Here is a 23,575-nt window from a genome sequence, read left to right as displayed (position 1 = left end):
TGCCCTTCGACGGAGAGCAGCCCATGACCAACCGCTACGACGCAATCATCATCGGCGGCGGCCACAACGGCCTCGTCTGCGCTTTCTATCTCGCCAAGGCCGGCATGAAGGTGCGCGTACTGGAACGGCGGCACGTGGTGGGCGGCGCGGCGGTGACCGAGGAATTCCATCCCGGCTTCCGCAATTCCACCGCAAGCTACACGGTCAGCCTGCTGCGCCCCAAGGTGATCGCGGACATGAAGCTGCACGATCGCGGCTTCCGCATCATCGAGCGGACGATCAGCAACTTCTTTCCCTTCCCCGATACCTACCTCAAACTGGGCGGCGCGCCGGGGCGGACCGAGGCGGAGTTCGCCCGCTTCTCGCAGAAGGATGCCGAAGCCTATCCCAAGTACGATGTCGCGCTGGAAAAGGTGGCGCAGGTGCTGCGCGACATCGCGCTGCAATCGCCGCCCAATGTCGGCGGTGGTGTGCGCGCGCTGCTGGCGGCGGCGCAGCAGGGCTGGCCGCTGGCGAAGATGGACATCGCCACGCAGCGCGATCTGCTGGATATCTTCGTCAAGTCCGCGCGCGAGTTCCTCGATGGCTGGTACGAGGACGATCACGTCAAGTCCGCCTTCGCGTTCGATGCGGTGGTTGGGAACTACGCGGGCGTTTCGACGCCCGGTTCGGCCTATGTGCTGCTTCACCATGTGTTCGGCGAGGTGAACGGCAAGTTCGGCGCCTGGGGCCATTCGGTCGGCGGCATGGGATCGATCACGCAGGCGATGGCGCGGGCCTGCGAGGACGCTGGCGTCGAGATCAGCCTCGAAAGTCCGGTCGCGAAAGTGCTGGTCAACAATGGCAAGGCCGCCGGGGTCAAGCTGGAGGGCGGGGAGGAACTTTACGCTCCCATCGTCGCGGCCAATGTCGGCCCGGCGCTGCTGTACCGCCAGATGGTCGATGGTTCGGATCTCGACGAGGACTTCCGGCGCCGCATCGCCAACTTCAAGACCGGTTCGGGCACGTTCCGCATGAACGTCGCGCTGTCCGAACTGCCGGACTTCACCGTGCTGCCGGGCAAGGAGCGGGCCGAACACCACACCGCCGGGATCATCATCGCGCCGGGCATGGACTATATGGACGCCGCGTTCGACGATGCGAAGACGTTCGGATGGTCGAAGAAGCCGATCGTTGAGATCAAGCTGCCGTCGACCGTCGATGACAGCCTCGCCCCCAAGGGCGCCCACGTCGCCAGCCTGTTCTGCCAGCAGTTCGCCCCCGAATTGCCCGACGGGCAATCATGGGACGACGTGCGCGAACAGGTGGCCGATCACATCATCGATACCGTCACCGACCACGCGCCGAACTTCAAGGCGGCGGTGATCGCGCGCCAGATCCATTCGCCGCTCGATCTGGAACGCAAGTTCGGGCTGATCGGTGGCGACATCTTCCACGGCCACATGAGCCTCGATCAATTGTGGGCGGCGCGCCCCGTGCTGGGGCATGGCGATTACCGTTCGCCGATCAAGGGGCTCTACATGTGCGGTTCGGGCACGCATCCCGGCGGCGGCGTGACCGGCGCCCCCGGCCACAACGCCGCGCACGAGATCATCCGCGACCGTTCGGTGCTGTGGAAGATGCTCCACCGCGGCTGACCGCCCAGTACACCGGCACCCCCGCCACCACGAACAGCGCGCCATAGCCCAGTGCTTCGGCGCCGAGGCCCCAGGCCGCCCAGACGATGAACGCGGCGCCGACGGCGGCGATCGCGATGATCGGCCGTTCGCCCGGCAGCAGGCGGATCGCTGCCGCCATCGACAGGAAGTAGGACAGCATCCCGGCGGCAAGGCTGACCGAGGCGATGAACTGGAACAGGTCGCCCATCCCCTTGCCGTAGTTGAGCAGGGCGACGATGGTGAGCAGCACGCTGGAAACCACGTGCGAGCGGACCGGCGTGCCCCGGCTGCTTTCCTTGGCGAACCAGCGCGGGAACACGCCGCCGCGCGCCATCGCCCAGGGCACTTCGCCTTGCAGCAGGATGAAGCCGTTGAGCGTGCCGAAGGCGCTGATCGCCGCGAACAGCGCCACCACTTCGGCCACCCCGCCGCCGAACGCCTTGCGCAGCAGGTCAGCCACCGGCGCGGGAGACGCGGCGGCTTCGGGCGCGGGCATATAGGCGGCGAAGGCCAGCGAAATGCCCATGTAGACAAGGCCGGTCAGAGCCACGCCGATCAGCGTCGCGCGGGGGACGACGCGGTCGGCGTTTTCCACCTTGTCGGCCGGCACGGTGGCGGATTCGAGGCCCAGGAAACCCCAGAAGGTGAGGCCGGCCGCGCTGGCGATCGCGCCGGGCGAGATCGGCACCGGTGGTTGCGCGGCGCGCGGGGCACCGGTGGCAAACCACCACAGCGCCAGGCCAATCAGCGCGACGAGCGGCACCAGCTTCAGCGTGGTGGTCACGATCGAGAGATCGCCCACGGCGCGCGTGCTGCTGATGTTGACCAGCGTGAGCAGCCAGACACAGCCGACCGCGAGCAGTGCGGGCAGGCCCGGCGTCTGGCCGATCCACGGAAAGATCAGGCTGAGATTGCTGACCACGGCCACCGCGATCGCACCGTTTCCGGCCCAGATCATAGTCCAGTAGCTCCAGGCGGTGATGAAGCCCGTGGCCGGGCCGAAAGCGGCCTGGGCATAGGCATAGGGGCCGCCGGCCAGCGGCATCCGCGCGCCCAGCCGCGCGAAGGCCCCGGCCAGGCACAGCGCGCCGGCCAGCGTCACGCCCCAGCCCGCCAGCTGGTTCATGCCCAGCGGCGCGAGCGTTGCCGGCAGCAGATAGATACCCGATCCGATCATGTTGCCGACGACCAGCGCCAGCGTCATCCAGAACCCCAACCCCCGCGCGGGCTTGCCCATCCGTGATTCCCTCAAGATCGTTTCAATGCAGACTATCGCTTGATTGCGCGGCGTCAGCATGTTTGTGATGCGGCGATGACGAATGTTGGCATTTCTTCCCGCCGCGCGCCCGCCGCGCCTTACGATCCGCGGCTGATCGCGGCGGCGGCCGCGATGAACGAGAACCGGCTGCACGAAGCCGAACCGCTGTTGCGCGCGCTGCTGAAGGAAGATCCGTTCGACGTCCGCGCCATCCGCATGTTCGCGGAACTGGCGGGGCGGATCGGACGCTACACCGACGCGGAAAACCTCTTGCGCCGGGCGATTGAACTGGCGCCGGATTTCACGCCCGCGCGCGCAAATCTGGCGCTGGTACTGTACCGGACCAACCGCGCTGCCGAGGCGCTGGACGAACTGCAGCGCGTGACAGCGGACGACCCCGACAATCCCGGGCACGCCAATCTGCAGGCCGCGGCGTTCGGTCGCATCGGCGAATTCGACGAGGCGCTGGCGCTTTACGAACTGGTGCTGAAGCAGGCGCCCGACCAGCCGCGCGTATGGATGAGCTATGGCCACATGCTCAAGACGGTAGGACGTCAGGCGGACGGTATCGCCGCCTACCGGCGTGCGCTCGACTTTTCACCCACGCTCGGCGAAGCGTGGTGGAGCCTCGCCAACCTCAAGACCGTACGCTTCACCGATCAGGACATCGCCACGATGCGGGCGGCGCGTGAAACGCCGGGCATCGCCGAGGAGGATGCGTGGCACCTCGAATTCGCGCTGGGCAAGGCTCTCGAAGACCGGGGTGAGGTGGAAGCGGCCTTCGCAAGCTATGCTGCGGGAAACGCGCGGCGGCGCGCGCGTATTCCCTATCGCGCCGACGAGACCGAGCGAAAGGTGGACGCCATGATCGCGACCGCCACGCCGGCCCTGTTCGCGGCATTTGACGGCGCGGGGGCGGAAGCGGCCGATCCCATCTTCGTCGTGGGCATGCCGCGTTCCGGCTCCACGCTGGTCGAGCAGATTCTCGCCAGCCACAGCCAGGTGGAGGGGACCAGCGAGCTGCCCGATATTGCGCTGCTGGCGCGGGATGTCGCGGATTATCCGGAAGGGCTGTCCGCGCTGCCCGCCGCGCAACTGCGCGAGATGGGCGAACAGTATATCGAGCGGACGCGCGTCCAGCGGCATACGGCCCGGCCGATCTTCATCGACAAGATGCCTAACAACTGGGTGCATGTGCCGCTGATACGGCTGATATTGCCCCGTGCCCGCATCATCGATGCGCGGCGGCATCCACTCGGTTGCTGCTTCTCCAACTTCAAGCAGCATTTCGCGCGCGGTCAGGGCTTCAGCTACGATCTTGCCGACATGGGGCGCTATTATCGCGACTATGTGCGGCTGATGGCGCATATCGATCGGGTGCTGCCGGGGCATGTCCACCGCGTGATCTACGAACGCATGGTCGACGATACCGAAGCCGAGGTGCGTGCGCTTCTGGCGGCCTGCGGCCTGCCTTTCGAGGAAGCCTGCCTGGCCTTTCACGAAACCGCGCGCCCCGTGCGGACGGCCAGTTCGGAGCAGGTGCGCCAGCCCATCTATCGTGACGGCACCGAGGCATGGAAGCCGTTCGAGCCGTTTCTGGCGCCGTTGCGGGACGCGCTGGGGGATGTTCTCACGCGTTATCCGCAAGTGCCGGCATCGTTGCAATTTGGCCACGGTCGGTAACGAACGATAGTTGCGAATTGCAACGATCTTGACGTTATGTTGCTGCGCGTCACAAACCGCAGTCATAACGCATCAGATCAGGGCGGTTCCATCATGAGTGCAGGTTTTCGTAGCTTCTCCCGGCTCGCGCTTCTGGCCGGATCGGCTCTCGCATCCTCCTCTGTTTTTGCGCAGGAAACACCGCAGTCCGCGGCCGAAAACAGCGATCCCAACGTCATCATCGTGACCGCGCAGAAGCGCAGCGAAAATCTCCAGAACGTGCCGATCGCGATCCAGGCACTGGGCACGCAGAAGCTGGAGCAGCTCAACGTCACCAAGTTCACCGATTATGTGCAGCAATTGCCGTCGGTGACGTTCCAGGCGCTGGGCGGCACGCCGGGCACCAACGTGGTATACATGCGCGGCGTGGCTTCGGGCGGGGACGGCAACCATTCGGGATCGCTGCCCTCGGTCGGCGTCTATCTCGACGAACAGCCGGTGACGACGATCGGCGGCAACCTCGACGTTCACATCTATGACATCGCCCGTATTGAAAGCCTGTCCGGTCCCCAGGGCACGCTCTATGGTGCTTCGTCGGAAGCGGGCACGATCCGCATCATCACCAACAAGCCAGATACCAGCGGCTTCTATGGTAGCATCGATGGGGAGGTGAACACCGTTCACAAGGGCGGCCAGGGCGGCAAGATCGAAGGCATGCTGAACCTGCCGCTTTCGCAACGCGCTGCGCTGCGTGTGGTCGGCTTCTACGAGCGCGATGCCGGTTTCATCGATAACGTGGCAGGCTGCCGCTCTTTCCTGCCGGAAACCAATCCGTTTGGCTGCCCGCCCGCCAAGAATGGCGGCATTGCGGTGGACAACAAGCAGTTCGTCAAAAAGAACTACAACGATACCGAGGTCTATGGTGGGCGCGCGGCGTTGAAGGTTGATCTGGACGACAACTGGACGGTAACGCCCGCCGTCATGTACCAGGAAACCAAGAGCCACGGCTCGTATGGCTTCGATCCGCGCGTGGGCGATCTTCAGGTGCAGCATTTTCTGCCGGAGTATCGCAGCGACAAATTCATCCAGGCCGCGCTGACGATCGAAGGCAAGCTCGGCAACTGGGATGTGACCTATGCTGGCGCCTATCTGGACCGGAAGGATATCCAGTCGAGCGACTACACCGATTACGCCGAAGCGTATGACTCGCTTTACTCCTCGGTAGGGGGCAACGCGGGCTATTTCTTTTTCCAGGATAGCACCGGGAAAACCATCGACCCACGTCAGCGGATTGTGGGGACCGACCACTTCAAGAAGATGAGCCATGAATTGCGCCTCGCCTCGCCCAGTAGCGAGCCGGTGCGCGTGGTGGCGGGGCTTTTCTATCAACGGCAGTCCAACCAGATTCACCAGGACTACCAGGTCAACGGTCTTGCCCCGGACCTGTCGGTCAACGGTATGCCGGGCACTCTGTGGCTGACCCAGCAGTACCGCGTGGATCGGGATCTCGCTGCGTTTGGCGAACTGAGCTATGATATCGCGTCCAACGTTACGCTGACCGCGGGCGGTCGTGCATTCATGTACGACAATTCGCTGATCGGCTTCTTCGGATTTGGTCGTAACCCGGCCTTCGATCAGGCATCCAGCAGCAATTCGGTGCCGCCGAACGCGGTATATTCGACACGGACCGGCGTCGCTGGTTGCTTCACGCCAGGCGGGCTGCGCCTGCGTGACGCGCAACTTGCCGGCAATCCCACGCCATCGTTGCTGCCCGCCGCCGTCGATGGCAGCCCCTGCACCAACCTCGGGGTTTACAACTACAGCACGGGATCGGTGAATCCCGTCCATGCCAAGGGCAGTGGCGGCACCTACCGTTTCAATGCGACGTGGAAGCCGAGCAAGGACCTGATGTTTTACGCCACCTGGTCACGCGGGTTCCGTCCGGGCGGCATCAATCGCCGCGCTGATGTGGCGAATTATGAGCCTGATTACCTCACCAACTACGAACTCGGCTTCAAGACGACGCTGGCGGATGGTCTGATCCGTCTCAATGGCGCGATCTATCAGCAGGATTGGAAGCGGTTCCAGTTCGCCTATCTGGGTGCGAACAGCTTTACGGAGATTCACAACGGCCCCAATGCCCGTATCCGCGGCGTCGATATCGACGTCGGGGTTGGTCGCGGTCCGCTCACGTTGACGATGGCTGCGGCTTACGCCGACGCGAAGACGCGACAGAATCTTTGCCTTTTCGACGATCCCACGTTTACCTGTACGGCGTCGGGGCCCAATGGACAGGCGAACCTCGTGTCGGCACCGAAAGGCACGCGCCTGCCGGTGACCCCCCAGTTCAAGGGTAGCGGCACGCTGCGGTATACGGTGCCCATGGGGGCGGCAAAGGTCTATGGCCAGGTCAACGGAACCTACCAGAGTTCGGCGGCGTCGGACCTGCGGACGGCGACCTATGAGACCTTTTCCGGCAATGTCATCAACCCCTCAGCGCAGCTTGGCCGGTTGAAGGCTTATGGCCAGATGAACCTGGCGGCGGGCGCCGAATGGGATGCATTCTCGCTCGAAATCTATGTCTCCAACGTGTTCGATGAGCGGGGCGAGCTCTCGCGCTTCGAGGCCTGCGGAAGCTGCGGGCAGCGCCCCTACATCGTCCCCACCACGCCGCGCACCATCGGTCTGCGCGCCGGGGCCAAGTTCTGATGGCCTGACCGGGCCTGACGATCCGGAAAAAGGGCGGGCCGCTTCTTCGGGAGCGGCCCGTTTTTTTACGGGGAGACGAGCCTCACGGCCGGTCGAGGACGTAGCCCATCGAACGGACGGTCCGCAGCGGATAGCCCGCGCCCACTTCGCGCAGGGCGCGGCGCAGGCGGCTGACCCAGGCGTCCACGGTGCGTTCGTCGATAGGCTGGCCATGCTTGCCCAGCGCGGCGATCAGCTGCGTGCGGGAAAAGACGTGGCCAGGCTGTTCCATCAGGTAGCGCAGCAGGCGGAACTCGTTGGGCATGAGCTGGACGGGCTTGTCCTTCCAGCGCACCTGCAAGGCCGCCAGGTCCAGCGTCAGGTCGCCCAGCTTCAGCGTGCGGGCCGGGGCCTCGTGGTCCGGCAACTGGACCGACAGCACGCGATCGAGCACGGTGTTCCGGTCGATCGGGGCGACGATGTAATCGTCCGCGCCGGCGCGCAACGCGCGGCGCTTGGCCTCGGCATCGTCTTCCTCCAGGATCATCGTGACATGCGCGGCTTCGGTCTGCGGATCGGCGCGCAGCCGGCGGCACAGCTCCAGGCCCGACATCTCGGGCAGCACCCAGTCCACGAAGGCCCACGGGCGCCCATCGAGCAGCGGCGGCGGGGACGACCATTTCCACGCGTGGAAAACGACCCGCAGATCGTCGTGCAGGAAGCTGTCGTGTCCGCCGGCGAGCGTGCCGGTGAGGAGGATGTCGATCTGACGCATTGGCCCCATCCGCTATGGATGGCGCCTATCTGATGCAGCTATGTGACGGCTGAGTGACGATATGACGAAAACCGGCGCCTTATTGGCGCAGCGCCACCGCCCGGGTCGCGCCGCTCACACCGGCAGGCCGACGTAGTTTTCCGCGATGCTGGTCTGCGCCGCCGTGCTGGAGGAAATGTAGTCCAGTTCCGCCACCTGCATCGCGCGCTCGAACGGGCCGTCATCGGGGAAGCGGTGCATCAGCTTGGTCAGAGACCAGCTGAACCGTTCCGATTTCCACACCCGCGCCAGCGCCTTGGCCGAATAGCCGGCGATGGCATCGGTATCGGCGCGCCGGAAGAAGCCGGTCAGGGCTTCGGCCGCGTAATGCACGTCGCTGGCGGCGAGGTTCAGGCCCTTGGCACCGGTGGGCGGCACGATATGGGCGGCGTCGCCGCACAGCAGCAGGCTGCCATGGCGCATCGGCTCGAACACGTAGGAGCGCAGCGGCGCGATCGATTTCTCGATCGCCGGCCCGCGCGTGATGTTCGCCGCGGCATCGGGGCCGAGGCGGATCGCCAGTTCGTCCCACACGCGTTCGTCGCTCCAGTCCTCGATCTTCTCGGTCAGCGGCACGTCCACGTAATAGCGGCTGCGCGTGTGGCTGCGCATCGAGGCGAGCGCGAAGCCGCGTTCGTGGTTGGCGTAGATCAGTTCGTGGTTGCACGGCGGCACGTCGGCCAGGATGCCCAGCCAGCCGAACGGATAGACCCGCTCGAATTCGCGCGCGGCAGAGACCGGGATTGCCTTGCGCGACGGGCCGTGGAAGCCATCGCAGCCGGCGATGAAGCGTGCATTGATGTGCTGGTCCGCGCCATCCTTGCGGAAGGTGACATAGGGCGCGTCGCTTTCGATCGCGTGCAGCGCCACGTCCTCGGCGCCGTAGATCACCGGCAGCCCGCGATCGGGTGCGGCATCCATCAGATCGCGCGTGATTTCGGTCTGGCCATAGACCGTCACGGTCTTGCCGGTGAGGTTGGCCACGTCGATACGGATCAGCCGTTCGCCATCGGCCAGGTTGAACCCTTCCTCGACCAGCCCTTCCGCCTTGAGCCGGGCATCGAGGCCCAGGCGTTCCATCAGCGAGACGGTGATCTGTTCGAGCACGCCGGCGCGGATGCGGCCCAGCACATAGTCGGGGGTCTGCCGTTCGAGAACCACGCAGTCGATGCCTTCGGCCTTCAACAGATGTCCGAGCAACAGGCCGGCCGGGCCGGCGCCAATGATGGCGACCTGGGTACGCATCGACTTCTCCCACGCATGCAGCCCTGGACGGCTGCCGGCCCAAGGTTGACAAAACCCGGCCGGGAGGAAAGGGAGAGGGCGGACAAAGAATTGGTATTATCGGGACATGGCTGACCCTGCGCTCATCCCTACCTACGCGCTTTACGGCGAGACTGGCGCGCACGTTGCCGGCGGCTTCGCGCATATCGAGACGATCGCGGCGCGCAGCGCGTTGCATGATTGGGAAATCGCGCCGCATCGGCATGACGATTTCGTCCAGGTGCTGCTGGTGCTCGATGGGCATGTGCTGCTGACGCTGGATGGCACGGAACGGTCGCTGGACGGGCCATGCCGGGTGATCGCGCCGCCGCGCATGGTCCACGGGTTCCGTTTCCGGCACGGCACGTCGGGCTATGTCCTGACGCTTTCGACCGATTTTGCCGCGCGCGCCACGGGGCCGGCGGATGGCCTGCTGGCGGCGCTGGCGCAGGGCGGCGCCGGCACGATGGACGCGCGGCCGGCCACGCGGGCCTTCTGGCTGGCGGAGGAGATACTGGAACTCCAGCGCGAATGGCGCGAGCGCGATCCGCTGTTCCTGGCGCTGGCCGAGGCATTGGTGCGGACGCTGACCCATGCCGATCGCGATCAGGATGCGGGGGCGCTGGCGGACCGGCGGCTGCACCGTTTCCGGCACCTGGTGGAACTGCACTATCGCGAACACCGTCCGCTGGATTTCTATGCCGGTGCGCTGGGGATGACGCGGCGCACGCTCTCCCGGTTGACGGCCGCGGGCCTCGATTGTTCGCCCATGGAAGTCGTCCACCGGCGCCTCGCGCTCGAGGCCCGGCGCCTGCTTCGCTACACCAACGCCAGCGCGGTGCAGGTGGCGGCGGAACTGGGGTTCGACGATCCTTCGTATTTCTCGCGCTTCTATCGCAGGATGACGGGTGTTAGGCCCGGAGAAGACCGCGCGGCGAGTTAGTTCAATACCCCGCCGCCTTCACGTTTCGCGCCATTCGCGCCAGAGCGCGACCCGGCGATGGACCGCCGCGCTGATGCTGGCGGGAAGGGTCTCGAGCGCGAAGAAGCGCGCTTCCGCGATTTCCCGTCCGTCCGCCCTGGGCGCGTCGTCGGTCTGGCCAGTCACCATTTCGATGCGGTTGCGCCACCCGCCGGGCATGGCGATCCGGTCGGAACCGAACCAGACAGGCTGAACAAGGCGACACCCGGTCTCCTCCGCCAGCTCGCGCATGGCTGCCACAGCCGCGTCCTCGCCACGCGCAAGACCGCCGCCGGGCAGCATCCACAGATCCGGCTGCTGGTAGCTGTGGCGCACCAGCAGAAGCCGCCCGTCGCGATCGAACGCCAGCACGGCGCAGCCGCGCACTTCCAGACGCAGCGCTCCCCACAGGCGCAGCCGCACCACATGGGCGCAGCGCAGGGCCAGCCGATGAAGCGAAGCGGGCAGGAAGGAGAGCATGGCCTCCGTCTTGCGCCCGATGGGGCCGTGGTGGCAAGGGTGGGGCGATCGATCGTGATCGCGGGGGCTTTGCATATGGGATCGTGGATCGCCGTCGGCGTCCGGACAAGGCGATGGCGGACGACCCGGATGATGCCGTGCTGGCCGTTGGCCCTCTTGCTGGTAGCAACGGGGCCGGGCGCTGCGCTGGCGCAGCCGGCGCGGTATGACGAGGCGATTGGTTGCGCGGCGGCGAACGCCGTGGCGGCCGGCATTCTCCAGTCGGGGTCGCCCACCGAGGAGGAGCAGGCGCAGGCCGACGATTTCCAGCAGATTGCCGAGGCCTGGCTGGGGCAGGCGGTGAGCCTGTCCGTCACGGGTGAAGACGGCGCCTTTGCCGACTTCAACCGGGCGTCGCGCGATATATCCGACCGCATTGCCGCCTCCCGCGCGGACGATGCGCTGGAGGGCATTCTGGGCGGGCCGCTCGAGGCGTGCAACCGTCTCGACAGTCCGTTCGGCGATGACGCCCCGCTCGATCTTCCTCCTTCCGATCAACCCCCGGCCGATGCGGCGCCGGGCGCTATCCCGCTGCCGGGACAACCAGCGTAAGTCCCGATATCGGACGGAGAATTGCGCGGGAGGTGTGACGCGTATCATGGCATCGGCCGGCGTTGGTGGACAACGTGGGCGCGACCGGGCACATCCGTTCTGCGCGGGGTTAGGGTGGAGACGCACGGGGGTGCGATTCGTGGCGGCAAACGGCGGGATTTGGAGCATCGGGGCGGGGCTGCAGCGCACGGTGTGGTGGCTGCTCGCGATCGCCATCGCCGTGCTCCTGGCGGCGGTCGTCTGGGCGATCGTCACGCCGGTATCTCCGCTGGGCGATTGGCGACCGGACAGCGCCAAGGTGCTGCCCACACCGTTGCGCAAGACGCTCTATGCCGCGGTCGATCCCTTCAATCGCGGCCCCGCCATGGCGGCGCCGGGCTCACAGGCCGGCGGCACGGTGACGTCGCTGACGCTGGTGCTGTTTGGAACGCGTGGCTTGCCCGGCGGCGGGGGCAGCGCGATCATCGCCGGCGAGGACGGCGTGCAGCAGGTCTATCGCGCGGGCGATGAAGTGGTACCTGGCGTCACCCTGGCCGAAGTGGCCTTCGATCACGTCGCGCTGCTGCGCAACGGCGCCAAGGAGCTGCTCTATATCGACCAGTCGGGTAAGGCGCCGAGCGCGCAGGGGATGGTCGCGGCCAATCCCGTTCCCTCGCCTGGCGGAGCTGCCCTCAACGCGCCGGCCGGAGGGGCAGGCGCCCTTACCGTCGATGCGGCGCGGCGCGGGATCAATTTCGGCCCGCGCGCGGAAAGCGGGCGCATCGTAGGGCTCGAAGTGCTTCCCACCGGCGACGGCTCCGCGTTCCGTGGTGCCGGTTTCCAGCCCGGCGATGTCGTGACCGCCGTGGATGGCAAGCCGATCACCGGCGCCGGCGACGGCGCGATGCTGGCCGGCGCGCTGCGCCCCGGCGCCTCCGTTTCGGTCACCGTGCGTCGCGGTGACCGCCAACTTCCGCTGGCGATAACATTGGCACCATGAAGCATCGATCCTCCCGATTCCGCCGATCCCGTTTCAGGTCTTTTCTCGCCGCTGCGGCCATGCTGGCGATTGCCGTGCCGCAGGTGGCGATGGCGCAATACACGCTCAACGTGCGCGAGGCGGACATCCGCGCCTTCGTGGCCGATGCGGCGGAAGTGACCGGCCGCACGTTCATCGTCGATGCGCGCGTGCAGGGGAAGGTCAGCGTCGTGTCGGAACGGCCGCTGTCGCGCTCCGAATACTTCGAGGTGTTCCTGTCCACCCTGCGCGCCAACGGGCTGGTGGCGGTGCCGACCGGCAACGGCGCGTTTCGCGTGCAGCCGGCCGAAGGCGCGGCCAGCCAGCCCACGCGCATCGGCAGCAAGGGTGCGGCGCGCAACCAGATGATCACCGAGATCGTGCGCCTGCGCGCGATCGACGCGGCGCAGGCGGTGGAAACGCTGCGCCCGCTGGTCAGCAAGGAAGGCGCGATCACTGCCAACAAGTCCGGCAATTCGCTGGTGATCGTCGACTATGCCGACAACATGGCGCGCATTCGCGCGCTGGTGGCGCAGATCGATCGCGACAACGCCTCTACCCAGACGATCCTGCTGGAACACGCCGGCGCGCGCGAAATCGCGACGGCGCTGACCCAGCTGATCCCGGCGGGCGGCGAGGGCGGCCGCGCGCTGGCCACGGTGGTCGCGGTGGACAGCGCCAATGCCGTGCTGATGCGCGGCGAGCGCGATACGCTGGCGCGGTTGGCGGCGATGGCGCGCCAGCTCGATGCCAAGGCGGCGACGGGCGGCGAGATCAAGGTGCTGTGGCTCGACTATGCCGATGCGGCGGTGCTGGTGCCGGTGCTGGAACGGCTGGTGGGCGGTCAGGGCGGTACGGAAGTGGCCTCGGGATCGCAGGCCCCGGTTTCGCTGGGGGGCGTGGGCAGCAGCCAGACCTCGAACGCCAGCACGCTGGGCGGTACCACCCCCGGGGCCGGCGCGGCGGCGGGCACCGGAGCGGGATCGGGCAGCAAGGCCAGCGTCAACCCCACCGGGGCGACCGCCGGTGGCCTCGGCAGCGGCGCGATCAAGCTCGCCAACGGGCGCGGCACGGCCACGATCACGCGCTATCCCGGCGCCAACGCGATCATCATCGCCGCGCCGGCCGACGACCAGCGCCGCCTGACCGAGCTCGTCCGCCAGCTCGACATTCCGCAGGAACAGGTGCTGGTGGAAGCGATCATCGTGGAGATTTCCAACGACGTGGCGCGCGAGCTGGGCGTGCAGTTCCTGTTCGGTGGCAAGGACAAGCCGTTCGCCGTCACCAATTTCGGCAATTCCTCGCCCAACATCATCGATGTCGCCGGCGGGTTGCTGGCCAACAAGCTCGACCAGACGACCACCGTGGTCAACGGATCGACCGTCACCACCACGACCAACAGCACGGCGGGCGATCTGCTCAAGCAGAACGCGGCAAGCAAGATCCTGGCGGCGTCCGGCGGCTATTCGGGCTTTCTCACCCAGCTGGGCAACAACACCTATCTGGGCGCGCTGATCAACGCGGTCGCGACCGACAAGAATTCCAACATCCTGTCCACGCCGCACATCACCACCAACAACAACGTCCCCGCCTCGATCCTGTTCGGCAAGGAAATCCCGGTGGCGACGGGCGAGGCGTTGTCTTCCGCCAATTTCAACAACACCTTCCGCACCATCTCGCGCCAGAACGTGGGCATCGAGCTGGACGTGACGCCGCAGATCAACGCGGGCGACCAGGTGCGGCTGGACCTGCGGCAGGAAGTCAGCTCGATCGCGGGCACGGTTTCCAGCCGGTCGGACGACATCATCGTCAACAAGCGCGAGATCAAGACCACGGTGACCGTGGGCGATCGCGAGATCGTGGCGCTCGGCGGGCTGCTCGACGACAACGAGCAGCGCACCTTGCAGAAGGTGCCGCTGCTGGGTGACGTGCCGGTGCTGGGCGAACTGTTCAAGTCGCGCGGGCGCAGCCATGTGAAGACCAACCTGATGGTCTTCATCCGCCCCACGATCATGCGCAACGCCAACGATCGGCAGGAATTGACCGCGCGGCGCTATGGCGTGGTGCGCAACGCGCAGCGCGCGTTCGAGCCGGGGCGCGAGCCGGGCATCGACGACCTGGTTGAGGACTATCTCGGCGCCACACCGCCGGTCGCGCCGGGCAAGGCCGTCGCGGTCGCGCCGGGGGATACCGTGATCGCCCCGAATGCGGCGGGCGAATTGCCGTCGACGGAAGCGTTGCCGGCCGACGCGGCGCAACCCGCCCGGCCCTGAGCCATGGACCAGCCGCCCGTCCTCGCCAGCCCGAACCCGCCGACGGCGCTGCCTTATGGCTTCGCGCGCGACGCCGGCTATCTGGTGGAGCGCGAGGATGCGGACGGCGTTGCCGTGGCGATGCGCGAGGGCGCGGACCCGTTCGTGCTGCTGGACTTGCGCCGCGCGCTCGGCCGGCCGGTATCGCTGCGCAAGGTCGCGCCGCCGGACTACGAGAAGCTGCTGGCCGAACGCTACGCCATGGACGGCGCGGCGGCGGTGGCGGGCGACATGGGCATCGGTGGCGAGGGGCTCGATCCGCTGGCGCTCGGCCTGCCCACGGCGGAAGACCTGCTCGACAGCGCGGACGATGCGCCGGCGATCCGGCTGATCAACGGCCTGATCGCCGAAGGGCTGCGCCAGGGCGTGTCGGACATCCACGTGGAACCTTACGAACAGGCGCTGGTCGTGCGGATGCGCGTGGACGGCGTGCTGGCGGAAAAGCTGCGGATGCCGCCGCATGTCGCGCCGGTGCTGGTCAGCCGAATCAAGGTCATGGCGCGGCTCGACATCGCCGAACGCCGCGTGCCGCAGGACGGGCGCATCAGCCTGAGCCTGGGCGGCAAGCTGGTCGACGTGCGCGTGTCCACGCTCCCCAGCCGCGTGGGCGAACGCGTGGTGCTGCGCCTGCTGGACAAGGAGAACGCCGGGCTGGATCTGGCCCATCTGGGGCTCGACGAGCGGGCGGAAGAAGTGCTGCGCCGCGCGCTGGCCGAACCCAACGGCATCGTGCTGGTCACCGGCCCCACCGGATCGGGCAAGACCACCACGCTCTATGCCGCGCTGCGCCAGCTCAATGACGGCGCGCGCAACATCCTGACGGTGGAAGACCCGGTGGAATACGCTGTCGACGGCGTGGGGCAGACGCAAGTCAACGCGCGCGTGGGGCTGACCTTCGCCGCCGGCCTGCGCGCCATTCTGCGGCAGGACCCGGACGTGGTCATGGTCGGCGAAATCCGCGATCGCGAAACGGCGGACATCGCGGTGCAGGCCTCGCTGACCGGGCATCTCGTGCTGTCCACCGTCCACACCAACGATGCCGCCGGCGCGATCACGCGGATGCGCGACATGGGCGTGGAGCCGTTCCTGCTCGCGTCCACGCTGCGCGCGGTGATCGCACAGCGGCTGGTCCGGCGGCTGTGCCCGCATTGCCGGGAACCGCACGAAAGCGACGCGGCGCTGCACGCGCTGATCGGGGTGAAACCGGGCCGCACCGTCTATCTCGCGCGCGGTTGCGCGGAATGCGCGCAGACCGGCTACGTCGGCCGGATCGGCGTGTTCGAGGCGCTGCGGGTGGATGAGACCATCCGCCGGATGATCCACGACAATGCCGACGAGGCGGAGATCGCGCGGCACGCCTTCGCGGATTCGCCGCGTCTGGCCAAGGCGGTGCGCCGTCTGGTGCGCGACGGCGTGACCAGTCCGGAAGAAGCGGCGCGGATCATGCGGCGCGAGGACGGGTGATGCCGCGTTTCACCTATCTCGCCATCGACCCAAAGGGCCACGAGCGGCGCGGCGCGATCGAAGCGGCGGGCGAACGGCAGGCGCTGGAGAAGCTGGCCGCGCGATCCTGGCATGTCGTGCGGATCGGGCCGGACGCCGCCGCCTCGGCCCGCCGCGCGGCGATTTCCACCAGCGGCATCGCCCTGTTCGCGCCGCGCCTCTCGGCCAAGCAACTGGCGCTGTTCACCCGCCAGATCGCCTCGCTGATGACGGTCAGCCCGCTGGAGGAAGCGCTGCGCACGATCGCCCGGCAGACCGAGCAGCCGCGCGCCCGCGCGATCCTGTCCAGCGTCCATGCCGGAGTGGTGGAAGGGCTGCCGCTGGCCGAGGCGATGCGGCACGAGGAGCCCAGCTTTCCCCCGGTCTATCGCGCGATGGTCGCGGCGGGGGAAAACTCCGGCACGCTGCCCGCCATCGCCAACCGGCTGGCCGACCTGCTGGAACGGCAGGCGCAAGTGCGGGGGAGAATCGTGGCGGCGCTGGCCTATCCGGTGGTGCTGTCGCTGGTCGCGCTGCTGGTGGTGACCGGGCTGATGATCTCGGTGGTGCCGCGCGTGGTCGAACAGTTCGACAACGCCAGCCGGCAACTGCCCCTGCTGACGCGCGTGGTCATCGCGGTTTCGCAGTTCCTGGCGCAGTGGTGGTGGGCCTTGCTGATCGTGGTTGCGCTGGCGGCGTTCGGCTTTGCCCGCGCGCTGCGGCGGCCGGCGTTCCGCTACCGCTGCGACAGCCTGCTGCTGCGCCTGCCGTTCGCCGGGCGGCTGCTGCGCGATGTGCACGCGGCGGGCCTCGCCCGCACGCTGGCGACGATGATCGAGGCCAAGCTGCCGCTGGTCGATGGCCTGAAGCTGGCCACGCGCACGGTGCGCAACACCGTCCACCGGCAGGCGCTGGAAGCGATCACCGAAAAGGTGCGCGCGGGCGGTTCGCTGTCCACCGCGCTGCGCGAGGCGGACACGTTCCCGCCGCTGCTGGTCTATCTGGCGGCGAGCGGCGAGGCGGCCGGGCAACTTGGCCCCATGCTGGAACGCGCGGCGGAATATCTCGAGCGCGAGTTCGAAAGCTTCACCAGCGCGGCGATGGCCTTGCTGGAACCCGCCATCATCGTGGTCATGGGCGCGCTGGTCGCGCTCATCATTCTTGCGATCCTGCTGCCGATCCTGCAGCTTCAGAACCTGACCGGACTTTAGGAACGATGCGAAACCAACGCAGCTTGCCCGCGCCCAACGGCTTCTCGCTCGTGGAGCTGATGGTGGTGCTGTTCATCATCGGCCTGCTGGCGACGGTGGTGCTGATCAACGTTCTGCCCAGCACCGACAAGGCGCGCGTGGTGAAGGCGCAGAGCGACATCGCCACGCTGGATCAGGCGATGGAGATGTACCGGCTCGACATGGGCACTTATCCGGGACCGGGCGAGGGGCTGGCCGCGCTGAAGACCCCGCCCGCCAATCTTGCGCTGCCGCAGAACTATCGCAGCGGCGGCTATGTGAAGGATCTGCCGAACGATCCGTGGGGGCATCCCTATCAGTTCCAGGTGCCGGGGAACGACGGCAAGCCCTTCGATATCTTCTCGCTGGGCGCGGACGGGCAGCCCGGCGGCAGCGACCTGAACGCCGATATCCACGCGGGGAAGACCTGATCCGCGATGGATGCGGCAAGCGCCTTTTCCGTGCCCGACGGGCCGCCGGACGGCCTGATCGTGCTGCTGCCGGCCCGCTCTGGCGGCGGCTGGCGCTGGTGGCGCGTGGAACAGGGCGGTCTGGGCCGCGAACGGTCGTTCATGGTCGATGCCGAAACAGCGCCATGGGGGCGGCTGGCGGAAGGCAGCGTGGTGACGGCGCTGGTGCCGGCCGCGCGGGCGCCGGTGCGCGATCACCCGATGCCCGACATGCCGCCGGCACAGGCGATCGCCGCCGCCAGACTAGAGGCCGAAGCGCAGGGGATCGGTTCCGCGCGCCGCCATGCCGCCGCCGCCAGAGCGGAAGGCCGCCTGTTGTGCGTGACGGTCGATGCGGATGACATGGACCGCTGGCTGGCGGAACTGGCCGAAGCGGGGCTCGATGCGGCGGCGCTGGTTCCGGCCGCGCTGGTGCTGCCGCGCCCCGATGCCGGAATGGTGGTGGCGGAACTGGGCGACGAGCCGCTGGCGCGCACGCCCGCTGCGGCTTTCGCCGGCGAACCCGCCCTGATCGGCCTTCTTGCCGATGGCGCGGGAACGGTGGCGCTCGCTGCCGAAACGCTCGACGCGCGCTTGCTGGCTATCCATCGCGCGCCGCCGGTGAACTTGCGGCAGGGTGTTTACGCGCCACGCGGGCCGGGTTTCCTGAGCGGGATGCAAGGGGGGCAGTTGGCGCGGATGGCGGCGGTCGTGGCGCTGCTGGTGCTGGTGCTCATGCTGGTGTGGATCGCCAAGTGGGAGCTGGCGGCGTCGGCGCGCGAGCGCGACGCACTGGCGCTGGTGCAACGCCGGTTTCCGGCTGCGAGCGATCTCGATAGCGCCGAGCGGCTGGTGGCGGCGGACATGGCAAAGCGCGGGCAGGGCGCGGCGAACTTCACCGCGCCGATGGCGGCGGTGCTGGCGGCGATGCAGCCGGTGCCGTCGATCCGGCTGCGCGATCTGGGCTACAGCGCGGATGGCACGCTGCGGTTCACGGCGGCGGCGCCGCGCGCGGAGGATGTCAACGCCGTGCTGATTGCCTTGCAGAACGCGGGCTGGAAAGTGACCGTGCCGCCGTCGCTGGCCTCCGATCCGACCGGGGCGACGGTGGTTGCCATTACGGTGCGGGCGCCATGATCGCGCGGGTGCAAGCCTGGTACACGGGGCTGACCACGCGCGAACGGACGCTCGTGACGATTGCCGGCGCGCTCGCTGGCCTGATCGTGCTGATCTACGGCATCGTGCTGCCCGTGGGGCGCGCCTTCGACGCTGCCGATGCGCGCCATGTGGCGTCGGTGCAGCGCACGGAACGGCTGATGGCGGCGCTGCGGCTGCTCGATGCCCGGCCCGCCGGTCCGGCCTCGCGTACAGGGACGGGGCCGGTCGAACAGGCGGTCGCCGCCAGTGCCGAACAGGCCGGGTTTGTGCTGCAATCCAACCAGCCGCGCGGCAGCGACACGACCGCGATCGTCATCGCTTCGGCGCGGCCCGCCGCAGTGTTCGCCTGGCTTGATGCGTTGGCGGGCACGGGCGTGATTGTCGATACGCTGACCGTCACGCCCGCGCCCGACGGATCGGTAGCGGTGAATGCCACCTTGCGCCGGAGTGGCATATGACTGTGGTCAGCAAGACGTCTGCGATGCCGCGCCGCGCGGTGCCGGTGCTGATCGCGGTGTTCCTCGCCGCGCTGGTCGTGCTGATGCCTCTGCGGATCGTGCTGGGGTGGGCCGGCGGGGCCTTGTCGGCGCGCTATGTCGACGGGCCGGTCTGGTGGGGCCGGGCTTATGACCTGCGGATTGGCCCGGTGCCGGTGGGGACCGTCGATGCGGGTTTGCGCCCCTTGCCGCTGCTGATCGGCCGGGCGGAGACGTGGCTTGAACGGCCAGCGGGGACCGGGCAAGCGCCCTTGCGCGCGCGGATCGGAGGCGGCGCGGGCGGGCTGCGTTTGGCCGATGCCACCGGTTCCCTGCCCTTGCCCGAAGGCCTCGGCCAATTGCCAGCCAGCACGATCGGCTTTGATCAGTTCGCGGTCGATTTCGCCGACGGGCGGTGCCGGTCCGCATCCGGCACGCTGACGGTGACGCTGGCGCCGGTGAGCGCGCTGATGCCCAGGCCGCTACCGCTTACGGGTAAGGCACGCTGCCAGGATGGCGCGCTGGTCGTGCCGATGGCCGATAGTGGCGGCATGGCCCACTTGCTGCTCAAGGTGGCAGGCACCGGCGGGTGGACCGCCGATCTCTCGCTCGCGGGCTTGCCCGTGGAGATCAGCGGCCCTCTGGTGGATGAGGGCTTTTCCGCCCGGCCCGGCGGCATCGGCTTCCGGACCGGCGGAACGTTCTGACCGCCTGCTTCAGGCCAGTATTCTTCAGGCCAGTATTCTTCAGGCCGGTATTCTTCAGGCGAGCACTTCGGTCAGGAACCACACGCGGCGTTCGGCCTGGTCGGTCCAGTCGTCGGCCATGCCTTCGGTTGCGTTGTCGCCGGCTTCGGTGGCCGCCGCCTTCACGCCACGGATCGCCTCGACCAGCTTGGCGTTGTCGTCGCGCAGCACCTTGACCATGTTCATGGCGTCGACCTTGGCGCGGTCGTCATCCTTGATCGAGGCTTTGCCGGCGATCGCGCCGATCGAGGTCAGCGTCGCCCCGCCGTTCTTGCGTACCCGTTCGGCGATGATGTCGGTCAGCGCGAAGATTTCGGCAGACTGTTCGTCGAACAGCAGGTGCAGATCGCGGAAGTGCGGGCCGGAGACGTGCCAGTGGAAGTTCTTGGTCTTGAGATAGAGCGTGAAGTAATCGGCAAGAAGGCCGTTCAGGCTGTCGATCAGCGCCTTCTTCGCATTGTCGCCCGGCATGGGAATCCCTTTCCTGCGGTTGGATGTTGATGGCATCCGTATACGCTTCCCAGCGCCGTTTGTTTCACGGGAAATGCGCGTAACGATGATCGATCGCGTCGATAAAAGCCTGAGGTTATTTTGGTTTTGGTAATTATTTCAGCGTGTTGAAAAAACCGTGCAAGCGCATTGCCACCTCTAAAAAGTCCAGCATTTCCGCCAAATCCGAGGCATCCATCCGGTTCGGATGCATTGTCAGCGGTGCCATGTGGACCTAGTCTGATCGCCACATAGCGATATTGTTCCGAATTTTTCGCATTGGCCCATGCAGCAGGCGGGGGATGGATGCCGATGGAAGCAACGCTGTACGCGCTCGGGCTTGTCGAGCGTGAATTGCTGCTGTTCGCGGCGGTTTGGTTCGTCATCGGCGCTGCCGACGATCTTGGCATAGACATGCTGTGGCTGTGGCTGCGTCTCTCGGGCCGCGCCCGCACGGGGAGGCTGGAAGGGCCGGCGGATCAGCCCTTGCGCGGAATTGCGGCGGTGCTGGTCCCGGCCTGGCGTGAGCAGGACGTCGTGGGAGCCATGATCCAGCACAGCCTGGATGCATGGCCCCATGCGGAAATGCGCTTCTACGTCGGATGCTATCGCAACGATCCGGCGACGCTGGCCGCCGCGATCGCTTCCACCCGCGACGATCGCCTTCGGATCGTCGTCCACGATCGCGATGGCCCCACCACCAAGGCAGACTGTCTCAACCGGCTTTACGAAGCGATGTGCGAAGACGAGCGGCGCGGCCGCTTCCGCGTGCGCAGCGTGATCCTGCACGATGCCGAGGACATGGTGCACCCGGCGGCGCTTTCGCTGCTGGATAGCGCGCTGGACGAGGCGGACTTCGTCCAGTTGCCCGTGAGGCCGGAGCCGCAGCGCACATCGCGCTGGATCGGAGGGCATTACTGCGATGAATTCGCCGAGGCGCATGGCAAGGTCATGGTCGTGCGCGACTGGCTGGGCGCGGGGCTGCCGGCGGCCGGCGTGGGGTGCGCGTTTTCCCGCACGGCTCTGGAAACCGTGGCGGCGCGGCGCGGCGCGAGCCAGCCGTTCGCGCCCGAATGCCTGACCGAAGACTATGAATGCGGCTTGTTGATCGGGGAGGAAGGCGGACGCTCCCGCTTCCTGCGGGTCCGGGATGCGCGCGGGGACCTTGTCGCCACGCGCGAATTCTTCCCGGCGCGGCTGGACCAGGCCGTGCGCCAGAAGACGCGCTGGATGCATGGCATCGCGTTTCAGGGGTGGGACCGTCTGGGCTGGCGGTTGCGGCCGGCCGAACTGTGGATGCGCTTGCGCGATCGGCGCGGGCCGCTGGATGCGCTGGTGCTTCTTGCCGCCTATGTTCTGCTCGTGTTGGCGCCGGTCCTGATGATCGGGCGGGCTCTGGGCTACTATGAGCCCGTGCCGCTGGGGCATGTCTTGCGCTGGCTGATCGGCGTGAATGCGTTTCTTCTCGGCTGGCGTTTGCTGGTACGCGGCGTTTTCACGGCTCGCGAATACGATCTGGCGGAAGGCGTGAGGGCGGTGTTGAGAGCGCCGGTTTCCAACGTGATCGCGATCATGGCCGGGCGGCGGGCGTTGATGGCCTATCTGGCGTCGCTCCGGCACGGCCAGACGGCGTGGGATCACACCAGCCATCATGACCATCCCGCGCTGGCAACCCGGATATGACGATGGCTCCGGCAGGTGCAGGCGTCCATACCGGGGGCGCAGAAACCGGATCGCGAAGGAGAGGATCGCCGGTACTGTCGCTTGCCCTCGTGCTGGCTGGCTGGATTGCGCTGCGCACCATGGCGCTGGCCTTGCCCTCTCCCGAAACGCTGGCGCCGCCGGGGAAGATGGCGCCGATGGTTCCCACGGAAGCGGCTGTCGCGTCGTCTGCGCCGATGTCGGTTCCGTTCGTCTCGATGTGGCTGCAGCCGTCAGGCGGGATGGCTCCCGTGCGGGAAGCGGAACGGCGGCCATGGCTGGTTGGCCAGGGGGCAGGCGCGGCCGATGCAGCCTTCGCAGGGTCCAGCAGGGCAAGCGGTTGGGGATGGTCCTTGCCACCGGGCGAGGCATCGCACGGACGCGACGACGTCCGGCGGGCCCCCGCCGTCGCGACGCGGACCGAACCCTTGCCGGCAGCCTATGCGGTGCCTGCCGGGGCGCCGCCCGCGCCGCCCGCGCGCTGGTCTGGCGATGCATGGTTCCTCCTGCGCCGTGGCAGCAGCGGGACAGCACTTGCCGCCGGCCTGCCCGCCTATGGCGGCAGCCAGGCCGGCGGCGTCCTGCGCTATCGCATCATGCCGCAGGAACGGCACCGGCTGACGGCCTATCTTCGCGCTACAGGGGCGGTGCGGTCCGACGTGGATGACCGGCAACTGGCGCTGGGGCTTTCGGCACGACCCGTTCCGACCATGCCGGTTTCCCTGCTGGTGGAGGGAAGATTGCAGCAGGGCAGCTTTGCCACCCGGCTGCGGCCATCGATCGCGGCGGTCACCGAACTGCCTCCGATCACCCTTCCGCTGGGCTTGAGGAGCGATGTCTACGCCCAGGCGGGATGGGTCGGCGGTGCCGGGGCGACACCCTTCTTCGACGCGCAGGCGGTGGTGGACCGCGCCCTGGTTCCGCTGGCGCGGGGGATCGATCTGCGCGCAGGCGGCGGAGTGTGGAGCGGGGGGCAGAAGGGCGCGGTCCGGCTTGACCTTGGCCCGCGCGCGGGCCTGGTGGTGCAACGTGGCCGGTTTCCCCTGCGTCTTTCCGCTGACTGGCGCTTCCGCGTGGCCGGCCAAGCGGCGCCGGGATCGGGACCGGCGCTGACCCTGGCCACGGGGTTCTGACAGAACAAGGCTGAAAACTGTTCGGAAA

20 protein-coding genes are annotated in these 23,575 nt (G+C 67.6%); 15 read left to right on the top strand and 5 right to left on the bottom strand.

The window, feature by feature from the left end; translation table 11 throughout:
• Positions 1-23: 23 nt before the first annotated feature.
• Positions 24-1,637 carry an NAD(P)/FAD-dependent oxidoreductase gene (locus F1640_RS07670; protein WP_194918551.1) on the top strand — a complete coding sequence of 538 codons (1,614 nt, stop codon included), beginning with the start codon at positions 24-26 and terminating at the stop codon, positions 1,635-1,637.
• On the opposite strand, the gene F1640_RS07665 is transcribed toward F1640_RS07670, so the two are convergent.
• Positions 1,591-2,895, bottom strand: a complete 1,305-nt coding sequence (locus F1640_RS07665) for an APC family permease (protein WP_194918549.1) — start codon at positions 2,893-2,895, stop codon at positions 1,591-1,593. The genes F1640_RS07670 and F1640_RS07665 overlap by 47 nt on opposite strands.
• 75 nt (positions 2,896-2,970) lie before the next feature.
• Here F1640_RS07665 and F1640_RS07660 point away from each other — a divergent pair, with 75 nt between their 5' ends.
• Both F1640_RS07660 and F1640_RS07655 read left to right on the top strand, forming a co-directional pair.
• A complete protein-coding gene (locus F1640_RS07660; protein ID WP_194918548.1) occupies positions 2,971-4,599 on the top strand; it encodes a sulfotransferase in 1,629 nt (542 codons plus the stop codon).
• Between the two features lie 93 nt (positions 4,600-4,692).
• On the top strand, positions 4,693-7,287 hold the full coding sequence (locus tag F1640_RS07655) for a TonB-dependent receptor (RefSeq protein WP_194918547.1): 2,595 nt from the start codon (positions 4,693-4,695) through the stop codon (positions 7,285-7,287).
• Positions 7,288-7,369: 82 nt separating this feature from the next.
• Here F1640_RS07655 and F1640_RS07650 read toward each other — a convergent pair whose 3' ends face one another.
• Complete coding sequence (locus tag F1640_RS07650; protein WP_124809329.1) at positions 7,370-8,041, bottom strand: response regulator transcription factor; 672 nt, start codon at positions 8,039-8,041, stop codon at positions 7,370-7,372.
• A gap of 114 nt (positions 8,042-8,155) precedes the next feature.
• Positions 8,156-9,325, bottom strand: coding sequence for a 4-hydroxybenzoate 3-monooxygenase (gene pobA / locus F1640_RS07645; protein ID WP_194918546.1), 1,170 nt, complete (start codon positions 9,323-9,325; stop codon positions 8,156-8,158).
• A gap of 106 nt (positions 9,326-9,431) precedes the next feature.
• Between pobA and F1640_RS07640 the strand changes: the two genes are divergently transcribed.
• The gene (locus tag F1640_RS07640) at positions 9,432-10,286 is read left to right on the top strand and encodes a helix-turn-helix domain-containing protein (RefSeq protein WP_194918545.1); all 855 of its coding nucleotides are present in this window, start codon (positions 9,432-9,434) and stop codon (positions 10,284-10,286) included.
• A gap of 18 nt (positions 10,287-10,304) precedes the next feature.
• Here F1640_RS07640 and F1640_RS07635 read toward each other — a convergent pair whose 3' ends face one another.
• A complete protein-coding gene (locus F1640_RS07635) occupies positions 10,305-10,859 on the bottom strand; it encodes an NUDIX domain-containing protein (protein WP_255530306.1) in 555 nt (184 codons plus the stop codon).
• Between the two features lie 81 nt (positions 10,860-10,940).
• On the opposite strand from F1640_RS07635, the gene F1640_RS07630 reads away from it, so the two are divergent.
• From F1640_RS07630 to gspN, 9 genes are all read left to right on the top strand, one after another.
• The gene (locus tag F1640_RS07630) at positions 10,941-11,375 is read left to right on the top strand and encodes a hypothetical protein (protein WP_206694652.1); all 435 of its coding nucleotides are present in this window, start codon (positions 10,941-10,943) and stop codon (positions 11,373-11,375) included.
• A gap of 139 nt (positions 11,376-11,514) precedes the next feature.
• Positions 11,515-12,354, top strand: a complete 840-nt coding sequence (locus F1640_RS07625; RefSeq protein ID WP_194918541.1) for a type II secretion system protein N — start codon at positions 11,515-11,517, stop codon at positions 12,352-12,354.
• A 59-nt stretch (positions 12,355-12,413) separates the two neighbouring features.
• Positions 12,414-14,645 (top strand): type II secretion system secretin GspD, encoded by a 2,232-nt coding sequence (gspD, locus tag F1640_RS07620; RefSeq protein ID WP_255530304.1) that lies wholly within the window; start codon positions 12,414-12,416, stop codon positions 14,643-14,645.
• A gap of 3 nt (positions 14,646-14,648) precedes the next feature.
• Complete coding sequence (gene gspE / locus F1640_RS07615) at positions 14,649-16,148, top strand: type II secretion system ATPase GspE (protein WP_194918537.1); 1,500 nt, start codon at positions 14,649-14,651, stop codon at positions 16,146-16,148.
• Positions 16,148-17,377 (top strand): type II secretion system inner membrane protein GspF, encoded by a 1,230-nt coding sequence (gspF, locus tag F1640_RS07610; protein WP_194918536.1) that lies wholly within the window; start codon positions 16,148-16,150, stop codon positions 17,375-17,377. The genes gspE and gspF overlap by 1 nt, the downstream gene beginning before the upstream one ends.
• A 5-nt stretch (positions 17,378-17,382) precedes the next feature.
• Complete coding sequence (gene gspG / locus F1640_RS07605) at positions 17,383-17,826, top strand: type II secretion system major pseudopilin GspG (protein ID WP_194918534.1); 444 nt, start codon at positions 17,383-17,385, stop codon at positions 17,824-17,826.
• A gap of 6 nt (positions 17,827-17,832) precedes the next feature.
• Positions 17,833-18,981 carry a type II secretion system protein GspL gene (gene gspL / locus F1640_RS07600; RefSeq protein ID WP_194918532.1) on the top strand — a complete coding sequence of 383 codons (1,149 nt, stop codon included), beginning with the start codon at positions 17,833-17,835 and terminating at the stop codon, positions 18,979-18,981.
• Complete coding sequence (gspM, locus tag F1640_RS07595) at positions 18,978-19,460, top strand: type II secretion system protein GspM (RefSeq protein ID WP_124809319.1); 483 nt, start codon at positions 18,978-18,980, stop codon at positions 19,458-19,460. Before gspL ends, gspM begins: the two co-directional genes overlap by 4 nt.
• A complete protein-coding gene (gspN, locus tag F1640_RS07590; RefSeq protein WP_194918530.1) occupies positions 19,457-20,185 on the top strand; it encodes a type II secretion system protein N in 729 nt (242 codons plus the stop codon). The genes gspM and gspN overlap by 4 nt, the downstream gene beginning before the upstream one ends.
• Before the next feature lie 54 nt (positions 20,186-20,239).
• Here gspN and F1640_RS07585 read toward each other — a convergent pair whose 3' ends face one another.
• Positions 20,240-20,695 (bottom strand): Dps family protein, encoded by a 456-nt coding sequence (locus F1640_RS07585; RefSeq protein WP_124809317.1) that lies wholly within the window; start codon positions 20,693-20,695, stop codon positions 20,240-20,242.
• A gap of 330 nt (positions 20,696-21,025) precedes the next feature.
• On the opposite strand from F1640_RS07585, the gene F1640_RS07580 reads away from it, so the two are divergent.
• Positions 21,026-22,396 carry a glycosyl transferase family protein gene (locus F1640_RS07580; protein ID WP_255530303.1) on the top strand — a complete coding sequence of 457 codons (1,371 nt, stop codon included), beginning with the start codon at positions 21,026-21,028 and terminating at the stop codon, positions 22,394-22,396.
• Between the two features lie 2 nt (positions 22,397-22,398).
• Positions 22,399-23,547 carry a hypothetical protein gene (locus F1640_RS07575; protein WP_194918525.1) on the top strand — a complete coding sequence of 383 codons (1,149 nt, stop codon included), beginning with the start codon at positions 22,399-22,401 and terminating at the stop codon, positions 23,545-23,547.
• Positions 23,548-23,575: the final 28 nt, after the last annotated feature.

This window comes from Novosphingobium sp. NBM11 (genome assembly GCF_015390225.1).
Taxonomy (GTDB): Bacteria; Pseudomonadota; Alphaproteobacteria; order Sphingomonadales; family Sphingomonadaceae; genus Novosphingobium.
This window is presented reverse-complemented; position numbering and strand designations above follow the sequence as displayed.

Excerpts from the sequence above, each read along its gene's own strand:
- F1640_RS07670 (WP_194918551.1), top strand. The coding sequence starts at position 24 with ATGACCAACCGCTACGACGCAATCATCATCGGCGGCGGCCACAACGGC.
- F1640_RS07665 (WP_194918549.1), bottom strand. The coding sequence starts at position 2,895 with ATGGGCAAGCCCGCGCGGGGGTTGGGGTTCTGGATGACGCTGGCGCTG.
- F1640_RS07660 (WP_194918548.1), top strand. The coding sequence starts at position 2,971 with ATGACGAATGTTGGCATTTCTTCCCGCCGCGCGCCCGCCGCGCCTTAC.
- F1640_RS07655 (WP_194918547.1), top strand. The coding sequence starts at position 4,693 with ATGAGTGCAGGTTTTCGTAGCTTCTCCCGGCTCGCGCTTCTGGCCGGA.
- F1640_RS07650 (WP_124809329.1), bottom strand. The coding sequence starts at position 8,041 with ATGCGTCAGATCGACATCCTCCTCACCGGCACGCTCGCCGGCGGACAC.
- pobA (WP_194918546.1), bottom strand. The coding sequence starts at position 9,325 with ATGCGTACCCAGGTCGCCATCATTGGCGCCGGCCCGGCCGGCCTGTTG.
- F1640_RS07640 (WP_194918545.1), top strand. The coding sequence starts at position 9,432 with ATGGCTGACCCTGCGCTCATCCCTACCTACGCGCTTTACGGCGAGACT.
- F1640_RS07635 (WP_255530306.1), bottom strand. The coding sequence starts at position 10,859 with ATGCAAAGCCCCCGCGATCACGATCGATCGCCCCACCCTTGCCACCAC.
- gspD (WP_255530304.1), top strand. The coding sequence starts at position 12,414 with ATGCTGGCGATTGCCGTGCCGCAGGTGGCGATGGCGCAATACACGCTC.
- gspE (WP_194918537.1), top strand. The coding sequence starts at position 14,649 with ATGGACCAGCCGCCCGTCCTCGCCAGCCCGAACCCGCCGACGGCGCTG.
- gspF (WP_194918536.1), top strand. The coding sequence starts at position 16,148 with ATGCCGCGTTTCACCTATCTCGCCATCGACCCAAAGGGCCACGAGCGG.
- gspG (WP_194918534.1), top strand. The coding sequence starts at position 17,383 with ATGCGAAACCAACGCAGCTTGCCCGCGCCCAACGGCTTCTCGCTCGTG.
- gspL (WP_194918532.1), top strand. The coding sequence starts at position 17,833 with ATGGATGCGGCAAGCGCCTTTTCCGTGCCCGACGGGCCGCCGGACGGC.
- gspM (WP_124809319.1), top strand. The coding sequence starts at position 18,978 with ATGATCGCGCGGGTGCAAGCCTGGTACACGGGGCTGACCACGCGCGAA.
- gspN (WP_194918530.1), top strand. The coding sequence starts at position 19,457 with ATGACTGTGGTCAGCAAGACGTCTGCGATGCCGCGCCGCGCGGTGCCG.
- F1640_RS07585 (WP_124809317.1), bottom strand. The coding sequence starts at position 20,695 with ATGCCGGGCGACAATGCGAAGAAGGCGCTGATCGACAGCCTGAACGGC.
- F1640_RS07580 (WP_255530303.1), top strand. The coding sequence starts at position 21,026 with ATGGAAGCAACGCTGTACGCGCTCGGGCTTGTCGAGCGTGAATTGCTG.
- F1640_RS07575 (WP_194918525.1), top strand. The coding sequence starts at position 22,399 with ATGGCTCCGGCAGGTGCAGGCGTCCATACCGGGGGCGCAGAAACCGGA.